Consider the following 14,330-nt stretch of genomic DNA (forward strand, 5'->3'; position numbering starts at 1 on the left):
GACCTGGTTGAATCCTGTGCCAGGCGCGGAGAACGATGGGGAGAGCATGGACGAGGGGAAGGCCACCCGGCCGAAGTGGTGGAGCCGCCCACGCAGGGCCTCCGTTGACGAGCCGTACGGCGGCGTGAGCGGTGACGGCGGGATGCCGCCGCCCGAGGCCGCCACGCCGCCGCCCGGACCGTCCGCGCCAGCCGGGGCGCCCGGCGGCCCGGGTGGGACTGCCCCGCGGCCGCTGCACGCCGAGGACCCGTACCACACACCGCCGTACGGCGGCCCCGGCCCGTGGGCGCCCGCACCCCCCGTGCAGCGCCCCGGCCCGCCGCCCGGCGGTGGCACGACCCCCGCGCAGGGCACCGCGGCCGCCGGACCGCACCCGCCCGCGCAGGCCGCCACGCCGGGGCGGACCGGGCAACTCCCGGGTGCGGCACCGGCGCAGGCCGCCGCGCCGCCCGAGGCACAGGGCTTCCCGCAGTCCCCCTGGCTCGGCTACGACCCCTGGGCCGCGCCCCACGCCGCCCCCGAGGAGCCCCGCCGCTCCGGCCGCCGCCGCGCCGTCATCGGCGCGGTCCTGCTGGCGCTGCTCGCGGGCGGTCTCGGCGGCGCCGCCGGGGCGTACGTGGAGCGCCAGGGCGGCTTCGGCGACGTCGAGCTGGCGCAGGCCCCCGCGGAGAAGACCGGCCGCGCGCCCGGCAGCGTGCCCGGGATCGCCGAGGCGGTCCTGCCGGGCGTCGTCACCATCAACGTGCGCGGTGGCGGCAGCGAGGGCACCGGCACCGGCTTCGTGCTGGACGACAAGGGCCACATCCTCACCAACAACCACGTGGTGGAGCCCGCGGGGAACGGCGGCAAGGTCCAGGTCACGTTCAACGGCGGCGAGACCGCCGAGGCCGAGGTCGTCGGCCGCGACGGCGGGTACGACCTGGCGGTCGTCCGCGTCGAGGGCGTCTCCGGGCTGGACCCGTTGCCGCTGGGCAACTCCGAGTCCGTACGGGTCGGGGACCCGGTGATCGCCATCGGCGCCCCCTTCGGCCTGGACGGCACGGTCACCACGGGCATCATCAGCGCCAAGGAGCGGCCCATCACGGCTGGTGGCGAGGACGGCGCCAGCGACATGAGCTACGTGGACGCGCTCCAGACGGACGCGTCGATCAACCCCGGCAACTCCGGTGGCCCGCTGGTCGACCACAAGGGCCGCGTCATCGGGATCAACAGCGCCATAAAGGCCGCCGCCGAAGGCCAGCAGGCGCCCGGCGACACCCAGGGCGGCAGCATCGGCCTGGGCTTCGCCATCCCGGTGAACCAGGCGAAGCGGGTCGCGGAGGAGCTGATCAACACGGGCAAGGCGATCCACCCCGTGATCGGCGTGACGCTCGACATGGCGTACGCGGGCAACGGCGCCCGCGTCGTGGACAAGGGCAGCGGCAGCGAGCCGGTGACCCCCGACGGCCCCGGTGACAAGGCGGGTATCCGCGCGGGCGACCTGATCACCGAGGTGGACGGCCAGCGGGTGAACAGCGGCGAGGAGCTGATCGTCAAGATCCGCAGCCACCGCCCCGGCGACGTGCTGGGCCTTCGGCTGGAACGGGACGGCAAGGAGAAGTCCGTACGCCTCAAGCTCGGTACGGCGAGCGGCCGGTGAGGTGCCCGACGAGGTGCGGGGACCGGCCGGTACGGGTGCCTGTTTCTGAACGATCGACCCGGTCCGCGGGCGGTCCGCTGGGGTACCGTGACTCCGGGCAGGACAGGCGTGGACGTAGAGAGGGAGCTGTCAGGTGTTCTTCGACATAGGACCCCTCGAGCTGATCGCGCTGATCATTCTGTCGATTTTGGTGTTCGGCCCGGACAAACTGCCCAAGATGATTCAGGATGTGACGGGATTCATTCGCAAGGTCCGACAGTTCTCGGACAACGCGAAGGAGGACATCCGGACCGAACTGGGCCCGGAGTTCAAGGACTTCGAGTTCGAGGACCTCAACCCGAAGACCTTCGCCCGCAAGCATCTGATGGACAACGACGACCTGGGCATCAAGGAGATCCGTAACGGCTTCGACCTGCGGAAAGACCTGGCCGAGGTGACCGACGCGGTGAACGGCAAGGACACCGCGAACGGTTCCGGGACGGCCGGTGGCAGCGGCGGCGGCACCGGCGCGGAGGGCGCGGACAGCACCGCGTCGCGGCCGAACCTGACGAAGGGCGAACCGACTCGTACCGCCAAGGACGAGCCGCCGCCCTTCGACTCCGACGCCACCTGAAACAGGACATCCCGCCCTCCGCTGGAGTCGTTATCCGGGCGCGTATCACCGGTCATGCCCGACACGGCCGTTGCGGGTGGCTATTCTCCCTGTGTCCGGGGTCGGGCCGTCCGAGGGGGGCGGCCGTCCATGGCACGGGGCAACTAGGAGGCGTCGCGCAGATGGAGACGACGAGTCGCGTAGGACCGCAGGGAGCGCCCGGCGGCACGCCGGGCGACGGAGCGGCGACCGCCACGGGTGACGAGTCCGCGGGACGCCGTTCGGTGGACGGCTATCTCAAGGCGGCGTTCCCCTGGTACGGCCTCGACGAGGCGTTCACGGGGCCCCGCTGGCTGAACCAGGTCGGTGCCACCTCCGACGGCACGGTCGAGCACGGCTCCACCGGCCACGGGGACGAGCCCTCGCTCCGGCTGGAGGTCGGCCCGGAGAACGGCCGCTTCGTGGTGGTCGTGACGGTCGCCAGCCGCCCCGTACGGCGCAGCGCGGACGGCACCGGCGTGCTCGACGCCTCGTCCGTGTCGACGGTGGCCTGGCTCGCCGGTTCGGGGCTGCTGTCCCGCACCTGGCCCACCGAGATGGAGCGTTCGCTGCGGCAGGACTGGCTGGACCAGCAGACCGCGATCGCCTGGGAGTTGGCGGACGACCTGGCCGCCCCGGACTGGTCCGGGCTCTCGCTGCCGGTGGACGGGGTGGCGACCGAGTTCCACTACCGCGAGTCGGAGTACGGCTGGGTGCTGGCGGGCGCGGCCGGGGACGGTGTGCTGCTCGGCGCGTACGGGCGCGGGATGAGCGCGTACGGCCTCGGCTTCTCCGTGATCAAGGAGATCGGGGACTACGTGCGCTGAACCGCGTACGCGCGTACGTCTCCTCGCACCGGACGGGTGCGCGACGTGGCGGCGGTCGGGCCCCGGGGGCCACCGCCGCCACACGTCCGTCCGGGGCCGGACGGGAACGGTCGGCGCCGACCGTTCCAGCGCGGAACGGTCAGAACTTGTTGCTCGGCGTCAGCCCCAGCGACATGCCCGCCAGGCCGCGTTCGCGGCCGCCCAGCTTGCCCGCCATGGAGCGGATCGCCGCACCCGCGGGGGAGTCCGGGTCGCTGAGGACCACGGGCTTCCCGTCGTCGCCGCCCTCGCGCAGCCGTACGTCGATCGGGATGGAGCCGAGGACCGGGACGTGGGCGCCGGTGCTCCGGGTGAGCCCCTCCGCGACGCGCTCGCCGCCGCCCGTACCGAAGACGTCGACCATCTCGTCGCAGTGCGGGCAGGGCAGTCCGGCCATGTTCTCGATCACGCCGACGATCTTCTGGTGGGTCTGCACGGCGATCGAACCGGCCCGCTCCGCGACCTCCGCCGCGGCCTGCTGCGGGGTGGTGACGACGAGGATCTCGGCGTTCGGCACGAGCTGCGCCACGGAGATCGCGATGTCGCCCGTGCCGGGCGGCAGGTCCAGCAGCAGCACGTCCAGGTCGCCCCAGAAGACGTCCGCGAGGAACTGCTGGAGGGCGCGGTGCAGCATCGGGCCGCGCCATACGACGGGGGCGTTGCCGGGCGTGAACATGCCGATGGAGATGACCTTCACGCCGTTCGCCGACGGCGGCATGATCATGTCCTCGACCTGGGTGGGCCGGGCGTCGTCGGTGCCGAGCATGCGCGGCACGGAGTGGCCGTAGATGTCGGCGTCCACGACGCCGACCTTGATCCCGTCGGCCGCCATCGCCGCCGCCAGGTTCACCGTGACCGAGGACTTGCCCACGCCGCCCTTGCCGGACGCCACGCAGTAGACGCGGGTCAGCGAACCGGGCTGCGCGAACGGCACCTCCCGCTCCGGCTTGCCGCCGCGCAGCGAGTCGCGCAGCTCGCGGCGCTGCTCGTCGCTCATCACGTCCAGCTCGACGCTGACGCCGGTGACACCGGCCACGCCCTGGACGGCCTCGGTGACGTTCGCGGTGATCGTCTCGCGCAGCGGGCACCCGGACACGGTCAGATAGATCCCGACCGCGACGGCGCCGCCGTCCGCGATGTCGATGGATTTGACCATCCCCAGGTCGGTGATCGGCCGGTGGATCTCCGGGTCGTTCACCGTCGCGAGCGCGGCACGGACCGCGTCTTCCGTGGGGGTGGCGTCTGAGGGCGTGTCGGTAGCCATGCCGAAATGGTACGGCTCCCGTGGCCCGCCGTGGAAAGCGAGGACGGCGGTCTTGGTCACGCCTCCGGGCGCGGCCCGTCCCCGCCGTGCTCGCGCCGTGCGTCGCCGCGCTCCCGCCGTACGTCGTCCCGCTCGCGCCGTACGTCGCGCGCGCCCCGCCCGTCCCGTACGTCCTGCCGCGTGTCGTCCGCGTCCCGCTCCGGGGGCCCGTACCGCTGGGTGTGCCCGTCGCCCTGCCGCAGCTCCTTCAGCACCTCCTCCAGCTCGGACCTGATCCAGTCGCGCGTCGCGACCTCGCCCAGCCCCAGCCGCAGCGCGGCGATCTCGCGGCTCAGGTACTCGGTGTCGGCGATGCTGCGTTCGTTCTGCTTCCGGTCCTGTTCGAGGTTGACCCGGTCCCGGTCGTCCTGCCGGTTCTGCGCCAGCAGGATCAGCGGGGCGGCGTACGACGCCTGGAGGGAGAGCGCGAGCGTCAGGAAGATGAACGGGTACTCGTCGAAGCGCATCTCCGCGGGCAGCACCGAGTTCCAGGCGATCCACGCGACGACCGTGACCGTCATCCAGACGAGGAACCGCCCCGTCCCCAGGAAGCGGGCGATCTTCTCCGACAGCCGTCCGAACGCGTCCGGGTCGTACTCCGGCAGCAGCCCCCGGCGCGGTGCCCGCGGTACGTCCAGCCTGCGGCTCCGTTCCGCCCGCCGCTGTGTCCGCTCCTCGCGCTCAGCCACCGCCCGCACCCTGCCCCTCGCCGCTCCCACCCGTGTCGCCGCCCCTACCGCCGCCGTCGTCGTCCCGCGTGCCGTCGTCCCGCCCGTGCGGTGGCTCGCCGGCGCCCGGCCCGATCGAGTCGCGCCAGTCGTGCGGCAGCAGGTGGTCGAGCACGTCGTCCACGGTGACGGCGCCCAGCAGGTGCCCGCCCTCGTCGACGACGGGTGCCGCGACGATGTTGTACGTGGCCAGGTAGCCGGTCAGCTCCGGCAGCGGGGTGTCCGGCGCGATCGGCTGGAGGTCGGTGTCGACGATCGAGCCGACGAGGGTGAACGGCGGGTCGCGCAGCAGCCGTTGGAAGTGCACGACGCCCAGGTAGCGGCCGGTGGGGGTCTCGTCGGGCGGCCGGCACACGTACACCTGCGCGGCGAGCGGCGCGGACAGGTCCGCGACCCGTACGCGGGCCAGCGCGTACGCCACCGTGGCGTCCGGCCCGAGCACGATCGGCTCCGTGGTCATCATGCCGCCCGCGGTGTCCTCCTCGTACGACAGCAGGCGCCGTACGGGTGCCGCGTCCTTCGGCCGCATCAGCTCCAGCAGCCGTTCCCGTTCCTGCTCGGGCAGTTCGGACAGCAGGTCGGCGGCGTCGTCCGGGTCCATCGCCTCCAGGACGTCCGCGGCGCGCTCCTCCTGGAGACTGCCGAGGATCTCGACCTGGTCGTCCTCGGGCAGCTCCTCCAGCACGTCCGCCAGCCGGTCGTCGTGCAGTGCCGCCGCGACCTCGCCGCGCCGCTTGGGGGAGAAGTGGTGCAGCATGTTCGCCAGGTCGGCCGGGCGGACGTGCTCGAACGTGGCGAGGAGGTTGGCCGCGCCCTGGTCCGTCTCGTCCAGCGCGAAGCCGGTCACCGCGGACCACTCGACGGTGAGCGTCTCGCGGCGGCGGCGCAGCGTACGGCCGCCCTTGCGGACGAAGACCTTGTCGATCCGCCAGTCGCGCCGGGCGGGCAGCCGGATCAGCCCGACGTCCAGCACGGTGACCTCCTCGCCGGTCTCGACGAGGGTGACGCGGCGGTCCAGCAGTTCGCCCAGGACGAGGGTCTCGCCCGCGCGCTGCTCGAAGCGGCGCATGTTGAGCACGCCGGTGGTGACGACCTGGCCGGACTCGACGCCCGTCACCCGGGTAACCGGCAGGAACACGCGGTGGCGGCTGACCACCTCCACCACCAGGCCGAGCACGCTGGGCGGCTTCCCGCCGGGGCGCAGCAGCGCCACCACGTCGCGTACGCGGCCGACCTGGTCGCCGTTGGGGTCGAAGACCGCGACCCCGGAGAGGTGCGACACGAAGACCCGTGAGGAGCTCGCCGCCATCCGGCTGCCTCCTCACGTCCGTTCGTCCGCGCCGTGCGCGCGGTCCCGCGCGGTCGTTCCGGCGGGTGCAATGTCCGGTTCAGGCTAACGTGCACCGGCCCGGGGGTGCGGACCGGCACCGTCCGGGACGGCTCCCTGACGGACCGTCGGCCGGACCCCGGTAAGGTGCGGTCGTTCCCGCTTCGCCCACCCGCCGAACCGCAGGAGGAAGCCGACGTGACTGTACGCGTTCGCACGCGACGTGACACAGCTGTGGCGGGGGCCTTGTGCGTGGGACTGGCGGCGGTCCTCACGGCGTGCGGCGGCGAGGACGAGGGGCCCAAGGGGTCGAACGGGGTGGACGGACTGTCCGCGCCGAAGATCGAGAAGAAGACGCGGGCGGCGGTCGAACGGGCCCGGTCCGTACGGCTGTCGGGGACGGTCGTCAGCAAGGGGCAGACGTACCGCCTGGAGATGCGGCTCAAGCAGAACGGCGGCGTCGGCGAGGTGTCCAGCAAGGGCGGCGACACGTTCGAGCTGATGCGCGTCGACAAGGACCTGTACCTGAAGGCCGACTCCGAGTTCTGGGCGCACAAGGAGCAGGGCGACGACGCGAAGCCGTCGGAGGCGGACGTGGCGGCCGCCGGCAAGCTGGAGGGCAAGTACGTCAAGGTGCCGCACGAGGACCCGGCGTACGAGCAGTTGAGCGTCTTCACCGACATGCGCGTCATGCTCGACGGGCTGCTGACCCTCGACGGCGAACGCGACACCGGCGACCACGGCGAGGTCGACGGGACCGCCACGCTGCAACTGCGGGCGGGCGAGGGCAAGGGCGGCATGTTCGAGGTCGCCCTGGACGGCACCCCGTACCCGCTGCGGCTCGAACGGGGCGGCTCGGCGGGCACGGTGCGGCTCGACGACTGGAACAAGAGCTTCGCGCTGAGCGCGCCGAAGGAGGAGCAGGTCGTCGACTACGGCGAGGCGGTCTCCCCGGAGGGCTCGTCGGACGGTTCGTCGGGCCGCTGAGCCGCCGTCGCCGTACGGGTACGGGCGGGCCGTACGGCGTACGCCGGGCCGCGCCGAACGCCCCGGCGTTCAGCCCCGCGTCGCGCGCCGCTTCCGGCCGAACAGCAGGCGCGGCAGCGCCGCCGGGGCCGGGCGGCGCGTCGTCGCCGGGGTCGGCAGCGGCGCCGCCGCGTGCGACCCGTCCGGCATCGCGCCGGGGCGCTCGCCGGGCGCCCCCGCCGTCTCCAGCCGCAGCACCCGGCACTCGCGCGCCCAGCGGTCCGTGACGGTGTCCGCGTCCGGCGCGTTGAGCCGCTTGCCCTTCAACTCCTCGACGGCCGCCGTCCACCGTTCGCCGCCGGGCTCCAGCACCGCGACCCGTACCGGCCAGGCGACCAGCCGTCCGCCCTTGTCCTTGCTGCGCGCCGTCACCGTCGCCGCGGCGCCGTCGGTGAGCCCGAGGTCGTCCAGCGGCTGCTCCAGCGGCCCGTCACCGACGAGGCACACGGCGCCCTCGTGCCACACGTGCCACAGCGCGCGGGCCGGTCCCACGGGGCCGCGCACCCACAGCAGCCCCGACTTCTTCGCGGCCTCCTCGACGAGGGCGCGGTCGGCGGTTCCGGGCGTCCCGGACGGGTCCTGCGGCGGCTGCTGGGCGGTCATGGGGGCAGGCTACAGCCAGCCGTTGCGCTTGAATCCCCGGTGGATGGCGACGCAGATCACGGCGGTGAGCGCGAGGACGGACGGGTAGCCGTACGTCCACTCCGTCTCCGGCATGTGCTCGAAGTTCATGCCGTAGATGCCCGCGATCATCGTGGGCACGGCGAAGATCGCGGCCCACGAGGTGATCTTCCGCATGTCCTCGTTCTGGGCGACGGTGGCCTGCGCCAGGTTCGCCTGGAGGATGGAGTTGAGGAGGTCGTCGAAGGCGAGGACCTGCTCGTTCACGCGGGTCAGGTGGTCGGCCACGTCCCGGAAGTAGTTCTGGATGTCCGGGTCCACCAGTCGTACGGGACGCTCCGCGAGCAGCTGCATCGGCCGCAGCAGGGGGGAGACGGCGCGCTTGAACTCCAGCACCTCGCGCTTGAGTTGGTAGATCCGGCCCGCGTCGCCGCCGCGTCGCCGCTGCACCGCGCTGTCCGAGAAGACCTCGATCTCGACCTCGTCGATGTCGTCCTGCACGGCGTCCGCCACCGCCAGGTAGCCGTCCACCGTCTGGTCCGCGATGGCGTGCAGCACCGCCGAGGGGCCCTTGGCCAGCAGCTCCGGGTCGCTCTCCAGCCGGTGCCGCAGCGCCCGCAGGGAGCCCTGGCCGCCGTGCCGGACCGTGATGACGTAGTCCCGGCCGGTGAAGCACATCACCTCGCCGGTCTCCACGACCTCGCTGGTGGCGGTGAGTTCGGCGTGCTCGACGTAGTGGATGGTCTTGAAGACGGTGAAGAGGCTGTCGTCGTAGCGCTCCAGCTTCGGCCGCTGGTGCGCGTGGACCGCGTCCTCGACGGCCAGCGGGTGCAGCCCGTACTCCTGGGCGATGCCGGAGAACTCCTGCTCCGTGGGCTCGTGCAGCCCGATCCACACGAACTCGCCGTCCCCGGCGCCGGACCGCACGATGCGCAGCGCCTCCGCCGGGTTGAGCTGGTTCTCCTCGCGGCACCCGTCGCGGTAGACGGCGCAGTCCACGACGGCGCTGGCGGCCGGGGTGCGGGTGTTGTCGTAGGCGTACGACGTGTGGCCGCCCCGGCGGAGGAGGGCGGGGCGTACGGCGGCGCGCAGGTCTCGGATCATCGACATGCTGGCTCCTTGGGGGATGCCGAGCCGTCGGCGGCAGGCGCAACGCTGCCCGGAATGGGGACCTACGGTCCGGCGGTCCCCGTACGGGACACGGCCGGAGGTCTGCAAAGCGGGCACCGCGCGAGGCCGCGCTGACGGCGTTCGCTGACGGTGGGAAGGGGAGCGGAACGTGGGCGCTCCTCCGTCGTACGCACTCCCGGCGGACCCGCGACGTCACCGCTCAGCGGTTCAGCGGTGGGAAGGGGCCTCAGACGCGGGGGCGTGGGTGCCTGGCGGAGGAACCGTCGGTACTGCACGGTCGACTCGGATCCATGCGCCCCACCTCCTCCAGCCGGTCCCCCGTGGGGGACGATCACGCGGCTCTGGCCGACGGCCCACGCTAGCACCCACGGGACGCCGCCCGGACCAGACAGGGGCCGGGCGGGCCGCAGTTTGCCGACTGCTTACGCGCTCTATGCTCGCTCGTATGGTGGACGTCCTGCAACGCGCCGAATCCCGGCTGCGTACGGCGCTCGGTGAGCCCGACGCGCGCGCCGCGGTGACCTTCCTGGGCACCGAACGCATCGAGGTGCTGCGCTTCGGCGCGGGCGGGCCGGAGGCCGTCGTACGGTACGCGACGCTCGGCATGTCCGCCGCCCCGATGGCCGACCCCGCCGCGCTCCTCGCGGACCCCGAACGGGGGCCGCGCGCCGAGCTGTTGCTGTCCCTGCGGTCCGGCCGGGTGCCCGCGGGCACCCTGGACAAGGTGCTGCGTCCGCTCGCCGTGCTCGCCGCGTCGCCCCAGGTCGAGGGCGTCGTCGTGGCCCCGGGCGCGTCGCTCGACGTGGGCGAACCGCTGTGGCCCGGCGCCGGGTTCACCTCCGTGCTGGTCGCCGAGGGCGGCGGGCTGGTGCCGGACCTGGAGCCGGACGGGGCGCGGGAGGCCGTACGGTTCCTGCCGCTGCTGCCGATGGCGCCGACCGAGGCGGCGTGGAAGCGGGTGCACGGCGCGGCCGCGCTGGAGGAACGCTGGCTGCGCCACGGCACCGACCTGCGCGATCCCCTGCGCGGGCCGGTCCCGTTGGGCGACTGACCGGCCGTCAGGCGGTGGAGGCGGCGGGCGCGGGCGCCCGTCCGGCGCGGTCCGCGCGCGGCTCCCCGGCGTCTCCGGCGCCGTGCCGCAGCGCGTCCCGGCGCGCCCACACGATCGCCGCGCCGGTCACGGCGGCCACCGCGGCGACCACGAACGGCACGTGCGTGTCCGTCCACTCCGCGAGCTTCGGCGCCAGGTAGGGGGCCGCCGCGGCGGCGAACCACCGTACGAAGTTGTAGCCCGCGCTGGCCACCGGCCGCGGGCTGTCCGAGACGCCGAGCGCCAGCTCCGTGAACACCGTGTTGTTGACCCCGATGAACGCCCCCGACAGCACCGTCCCCGCGACGGCCGCCGCGTGCCCGCCGTACCCGAGCACCAGCAGGTCGGCCGCGAGCAGCAGCAGCGAGCCGCCGAGCACCCGCAGCGAGCCGAAACGGCGCTGGAGCCGGGGCGCGACGAGCACGGAGAAGACGGCGAGCAGCAGGCCCCAGCCGAAGAAGACGGCGCCGGAGCGGTACGGCGACATGTGCAGCACGAACGGCGTGAAGGCGAGCACCGTGAAGAAGGCGTAGTTGTAGCAGAACGCCGCCGCCGCGGTCGACGCCAGCCCGCCGTGCCCCAGCGCCCGCAGCGGGTCGAGCAGCCCCGTCTTCCGCGCGGGCGGCGGCTGTTCGCGCAGGAACGCGGCGATGGCGGCGAAGCCGACGGCCATCAGGACGGCGGTGCCGAAGAACGGGTAGCGCCAGTTCAGGTCGCCCAGTACGGCGCCGACCAGCGGGCCGCAGGCCATGCCGAGGCCGAGGGCCGACTCGTACAGCAGGATCGCCGCCGCGCTCCCGCCGGACGCGGCGCCGACGATGACGGCCAGGGACGTGGAGACGAACAGCGCGTTCCCCAGGCCCCAGCCCGTACGGAAGCCGACCAGCTCGTCCACCGACCCGGCCGTCCCGGACAGCGCGGCGAAGACGACGACGAGCGCGAGGCCCGCGAGGAGCGTCCGGCGCCCGCCGATCCGGCTGGACACGAAGCCGGTGAACAGCATGGCCACGGCCGTGACCAGGAAGTACGAGGTGAACAGCAGCGACACCTCGCTCGGTGACGCCGCCAGGCCCGCCGCGATGGACGGCAGGATCGGGTCGACGAGGCCGATGCCCATGAACGCGACGACCGCCGCCCCCGCCGTCGCCCAGACCGCCTTCGGCTGGCGCAGGATGCCGCCGCCGTCGTCTCCGCCGTTCCCGGTCCCGTTCCCGCCGTCGGTGCGGTCTCCGTCGTACGGGTCGTACGGGTCGTGCGCGTCCGCCATGTCGTCCTTCCCCTCTCCGCCTCGCGCGGTGTCCGCTCCGCATATTAGGTTAGGCATGCTAATTAATGCAAGCTACATCTATCCCGGGAGGGTGCTTTCGGGCGCCTCGGAAGAGGGTCGGCGGGTGATCGTCCTTGACGCCGTGGCGGCCTGGTAGGAACGTGGTGCTTCATGAGGGGCGAACCGAGTTGCCCGAAATGTGGTGGCCGGGTCCGGGCGCCCGGTCTCTTCGCGGACACCTGGCAGTGCGACGCGCACGGCAGCGTCCACCCGCTGCAACCGGTGATACCGCCCAGCGTCGAAGCGCTCGCCGTCGTCGTCGGCCGGACCCGGGTCCCCGTGTGGATGCCCTGGCCGCTGCCCGTCGGCTGGCTGTTCTCCGGCGTCGCCTGCGCGGGCGACGACCGCAACGGCGGCCGCGCCACCGTCGTCGCCTGCTCCGGACCGGGACCGCTCGGCGGCCCCGGCGAGCTGCTGCTCGTCGCCGAGGAGCTGGGCGTCGGCCTCGGCGCCCGCTACGCCGGGATCGACGGCCCCGACCCAGGCCCGTACATGTGCGTCGACAAGCCCCCGCAGGCCAAGGTCCTCGCCGCCGGGCGCCCCACCCCGCTCTGGCACGTCGGGGACGCCCCCGCCGACCGCGCCGTCTTCGCCGGCGAGGCGCGCGGCCTGTGGCTGTGGGCCATCGTCTGGCCGGAGCAGTCCGGGCTGCTGCTCTACGACGAACTGGTCCTCACCGACCTGCGGGACGCCGGAGCCGAGGTCGACCTGCTGCCGCTGGGCGCCCTGTCGCCCCGCATCCTCGCCTAGGACATCGCCCAGACCGGCGGGCGCGTCCCCGCCCGCCGGTAGGGTGGGCCGCGACCGTCGCCGCCTGCCCCGCTGGAGCGCCGCCCGTGCGTATTGACCTGCACACCCACTCCGCCGCGTCCGACGGCACCGACTCCCCGGGCGAACTCGTACGCAACGCCGCCGCCGCGGGCCTCGACGTCGTCGGCCTCACCGACCACGACACCGTCGCGGGCCACGACGAGGCCGCGGCGGCGCTGCCCACCGGGCTCACCCTCGTCACCGGCGCCGAGCTGTCCTGCCGTTACGAGGGCATCAGCCTGCACATGCTCGCGTACCTCTTCGACCCCGCCGAGCCCGAGCTGGCCCGCGAACGCGAGCTGGTGCGCGACGACCGGGTGCCGCGGGCGCGCGGCATGGTCGGGAAGCTGCGGGAGCTGGGCGTGCCGGTCACCTGGGAGCGGGTCGCGGAGATCGCGGGCGACGGCGCCGTCGGCAGGCCGCACATCGCCACGGCGATGGTCGAACTGGGCGTCGTGGACAGCGTCTCCGACGCCTTCACCAGCGAGTGGATCGCCAACGACGGGCGGGCTTACGTGGACAAGCACGAGCTGGACCCGTTCCTCGCCGTCCGCCTCATCAAGGGCGCCGGGGGCGTCGCGGTCTTCGCGCACCCGCTCGCGGTCAAGCGCGGCGAGTGCGTGCCCGAGTCCGTCCTGGCCGAGCTGGCCGCCGCCGGACTCGACGGACTGGAGGCGGACCACATGGACCACGAGCCCGCCACCCGCACCCGGCTGCACGGCATGGCCGCGGACCTCGGCCTGTTCGCCACCGGCTCCAGCGACTACCACGGCAGCCGCAAGGACGTCGCGCTCGGCGCGCACACCACGTCCCCGGAGGCGTACGAGCGGCTCGTCGCGCGGGCGACGGGCGCGAAGCCGATCACGGGCTGAGCCCCCGGGCGGGCCGCCTCACCGGCCGGTGCGTCACCGCCCGGTGCGCGCCGCCGCCTCCCAGCCGCGCACCAGCGCGTGCGCGGTCTCCGACGGCCGGTCCACGTTCGGCGAGTGCTCGGCGCCCGCGACGACCGTACGGCGCGCGCCCAGCCGTACGGCCATGTCGTCCAGCCAGTCCACCGGCCACACGTAGTCCGCCTCCCCGGACAGCACGTGCACCGGCAGGTCCAGCGCGGCCAGTTCCGCGACCCGGTCCGGCTCGTCGAGCAGCTGCCGGGCGGCCGCCGTCACCTGCTGCGGCGCGGTGTTGATCCAGCGGCGGTGCAGGAACTCCCGTACGGCGGGCGGCGTCCGTTCGTCGGCGGCCTCCGGCGGGTCCAGCTCGCGCATCGCCTGCCAGACGGCCTCCATGTCCAGCACGGCCAGCCCGGCGACCAGCAGCTCCAGCCGCTCCCGCTGGGCCCGGCAGACGGCCGCCGGACCACTGCTCAGCAGCGTCAGCGACGCGGCGCGGGAGGCGTCGCGGAGCATGGCCGCCCGCGAGATCTGGCCGCCCAGCGAGTGCCCCACGAGATGCACCCGGTCGCCCTCGCCCACGGCGGCCAGCAGCGCCAGCACGTCCGAGGCCAGCTCGTCCTGCCCGTACGCGGCCTCGTCGGACGGCCCGGGGGACTCGTGCTGGCCGCGCCCGTCGACGGCCACGACCCGGTAACCGGCGTCGGCCAGCGGGGTCAGCAACGCGATGAAGTCCTCCTTGCTGCCGGTGAAACCGGGCAGCAGCAGGGCCGTACCGTGCCGGGCGCTCCCGGCCTCGTGCGCGGCGAACTCGCCGCGCTCCGTCACCAGCGGGAACGCGCGGGCACCGGCCGGGAGGTCGACGTTCGGCGGCTTGCTCATGCGAGGACGCTACTGCCCGCGCGCCCCGCCCCCGCACGCGCCCCCGGGCACGCGGCCCG

At 73.8% G+C, this 14,330-nt stretch carries 14 protein-coding genes; 7 read left to right on the forward strand and 7 right to left on the reverse strand.

Translation table 11 applies throughout. The features are described from left to right. The first annotated feature begins 46 nt into the window (after positions 1–46). The 3 genes from D7M15_RS20170 to D7M15_RS20180 all read left to right on the forward strand — a co-directional run bounded on the left by D7M15_RS20170 (position 47) and on the right by D7M15_RS20180 (position 3,097). Positions 47–1,639: a trypsin-like peptidase domain-containing protein gene (locus D7M15_RS20170; RefSeq protein WP_121518795.1), complete on the forward strand. Its 1,593-nt coding sequence runs from the start codon at positions 47–49 to the stop codon at positions 1,637–1,639. A gap of 133 nt (positions 1,640–1,772) precedes the next feature. Continuing rightward, positions 1,773–2,252: a sec-independent translocase gene (locus D7M15_RS20175; protein WP_121518796.1), complete on the forward strand. Its 480-nt coding sequence runs from the start codon at positions 1,773–1,775 to the stop codon at positions 2,250–2,252. Positions 2,253–2,413: 161 nt separating this feature from the next. After that, positions 2,414–3,097 carry a hypothetical protein gene (locus D7M15_RS20180; protein ID WP_121518797.1) on the forward strand — a complete coding sequence of 228 codons (684 nt, stop codon included), beginning with the start codon at positions 2,414–2,416 and terminating at the stop codon, positions 3,095–3,097. Positions 3,098–3,236: 139 nt separating this feature from the next. On the opposite strand, the gene D7M15_RS20185 is transcribed toward D7M15_RS20180, so the two are convergent. The 3 genes from D7M15_RS20185 to D7M15_RS20195 are packed head-to-tail and all read right to left on the reverse strand — an operon-like array spanning position 3,237 to position 6,476. Beyond that, positions 3,237–4,400, reverse strand: coding sequence for an Mrp/NBP35 family ATP-binding protein (locus tag D7M15_RS20185; RefSeq protein ID WP_121521095.1), 1,164 nt, complete (start codon positions 4,398–4,400; stop codon positions 3,237–3,239). Between the two features lie 56 nt (positions 4,401–4,456). Beyond that, the gene (locus D7M15_RS20190) at positions 4,457–5,128 is read right to left on the reverse strand and encodes a DUF1003 domain-containing protein (RefSeq protein WP_240649389.1); all 672 of its coding nucleotides are present in this window, start codon (positions 5,126–5,128) and stop codon (positions 4,457–4,459) included. After that, the gene (locus D7M15_RS20195; protein WP_121518799.1) at positions 5,121–6,476 is read right to left on the reverse strand and encodes a CBS domain-containing protein; all 1,356 of its coding nucleotides are present in this window, start codon (positions 6,474–6,476) and stop codon (positions 5,121–5,123) included. The genes D7M15_RS20190 and D7M15_RS20195 overlap by 8 nt, the downstream gene beginning before the upstream one ends. A gap of 270 nt (positions 6,477–6,746) precedes the next feature. Between D7M15_RS20195 and D7M15_RS20200 the strand changes: the two genes are divergently transcribed. Then, positions 6,747–7,481, forward strand: coding sequence for a hypothetical protein (locus D7M15_RS20200; RefSeq protein ID WP_240649390.1), 735 nt, complete (start codon positions 6,747–6,749; stop codon positions 7,479–7,481). 69 nt (positions 7,482–7,550) lie between these two features. Here D7M15_RS20200 and D7M15_RS20205 read toward each other — a convergent pair whose 3' ends face one another. Both D7M15_RS20205 and D7M15_RS20210 read right to left on the reverse strand, forming a co-directional pair. Continuing rightward, positions 7,551–8,123 carry a hypothetical protein gene (locus D7M15_RS20205; protein WP_121518800.1) on the reverse strand — a complete coding sequence of 191 codons (573 nt, stop codon included), beginning with the start codon at positions 8,121–8,123 and terminating at the stop codon, positions 7,551–7,553. A 9-nt stretch (positions 8,124–8,132) separates the two neighbouring features. After that, positions 8,133–9,251 (reverse strand): magnesium and cobalt transport protein CorA, encoded by a 1,119-nt coding sequence (locus D7M15_RS20210; RefSeq protein ID WP_121518801.1) that lies wholly within the window; start codon positions 9,249–9,251, stop codon positions 8,133–8,135. Between the two features lie 466 nt (positions 9,252–9,717). Here D7M15_RS20210 and D7M15_RS20215 point away from each other — a divergent pair, with 466 nt between their 5' ends. Continuing rightward, complete coding sequence (locus D7M15_RS20215) at positions 9,718–10,323, forward strand: suppressor of fused domain protein (RefSeq protein WP_121518802.1); 606 nt, start codon at positions 9,718–9,720, stop codon at positions 10,321–10,323. A 7-nt stretch (positions 10,324–10,330) separates the two neighbouring features. On the opposite strand, the gene D7M15_RS20220 is transcribed toward D7M15_RS20215, so the two are convergent. After that, on the reverse strand, positions 10,331–11,629 hold the full coding sequence (locus D7M15_RS20220; protein ID WP_121518803.1) for an MFS transporter: 1,299 nt from the start codon (positions 11,627–11,629) through the stop codon (positions 10,331–10,333). A 171-nt stretch (positions 11,630–11,800) separates the two neighbouring features. Between D7M15_RS20220 and D7M15_RS20225 the strand changes: the two genes are divergently transcribed. Continuing rightward, complete coding sequence (locus tag D7M15_RS20225; protein ID WP_121518804.1) at positions 11,801–12,439, forward strand: DUF6758 family protein; 639 nt, start codon at positions 11,801–11,803, stop codon at positions 12,437–12,439. Between the two features lie 86 nt (positions 12,440–12,525). Further along, entirely contained in the window at positions 12,526–13,371 is an 846-nt protein-coding gene (locus D7M15_RS20230) for a PHP domain-containing protein (protein WP_121518805.1), read from the forward strand. A gap of 33 nt (positions 13,372–13,404) precedes the next feature. On the opposite strand, the gene D7M15_RS20235 is transcribed toward D7M15_RS20230, so the two are convergent. Continuing rightward, a complete protein-coding gene (locus D7M15_RS20235) occupies positions 13,405–14,271 on the reverse strand; it encodes an alpha/beta hydrolase (protein WP_121518806.1) in 867 nt (288 codons plus the stop codon). Positions 14,272–14,330: the final 59 nt, after the last annotated feature.

The sequence above is a fragment of the Streptomyces sp. Z26 genome, assembly GCF_003665095.1.
Taxonomy (GTDB): Bacteria; Actinomycetota; Actinomycetes; order Streptomycetales; family Streptomycetaceae; genus Streptomyces; species Streptomyces phytohabitans.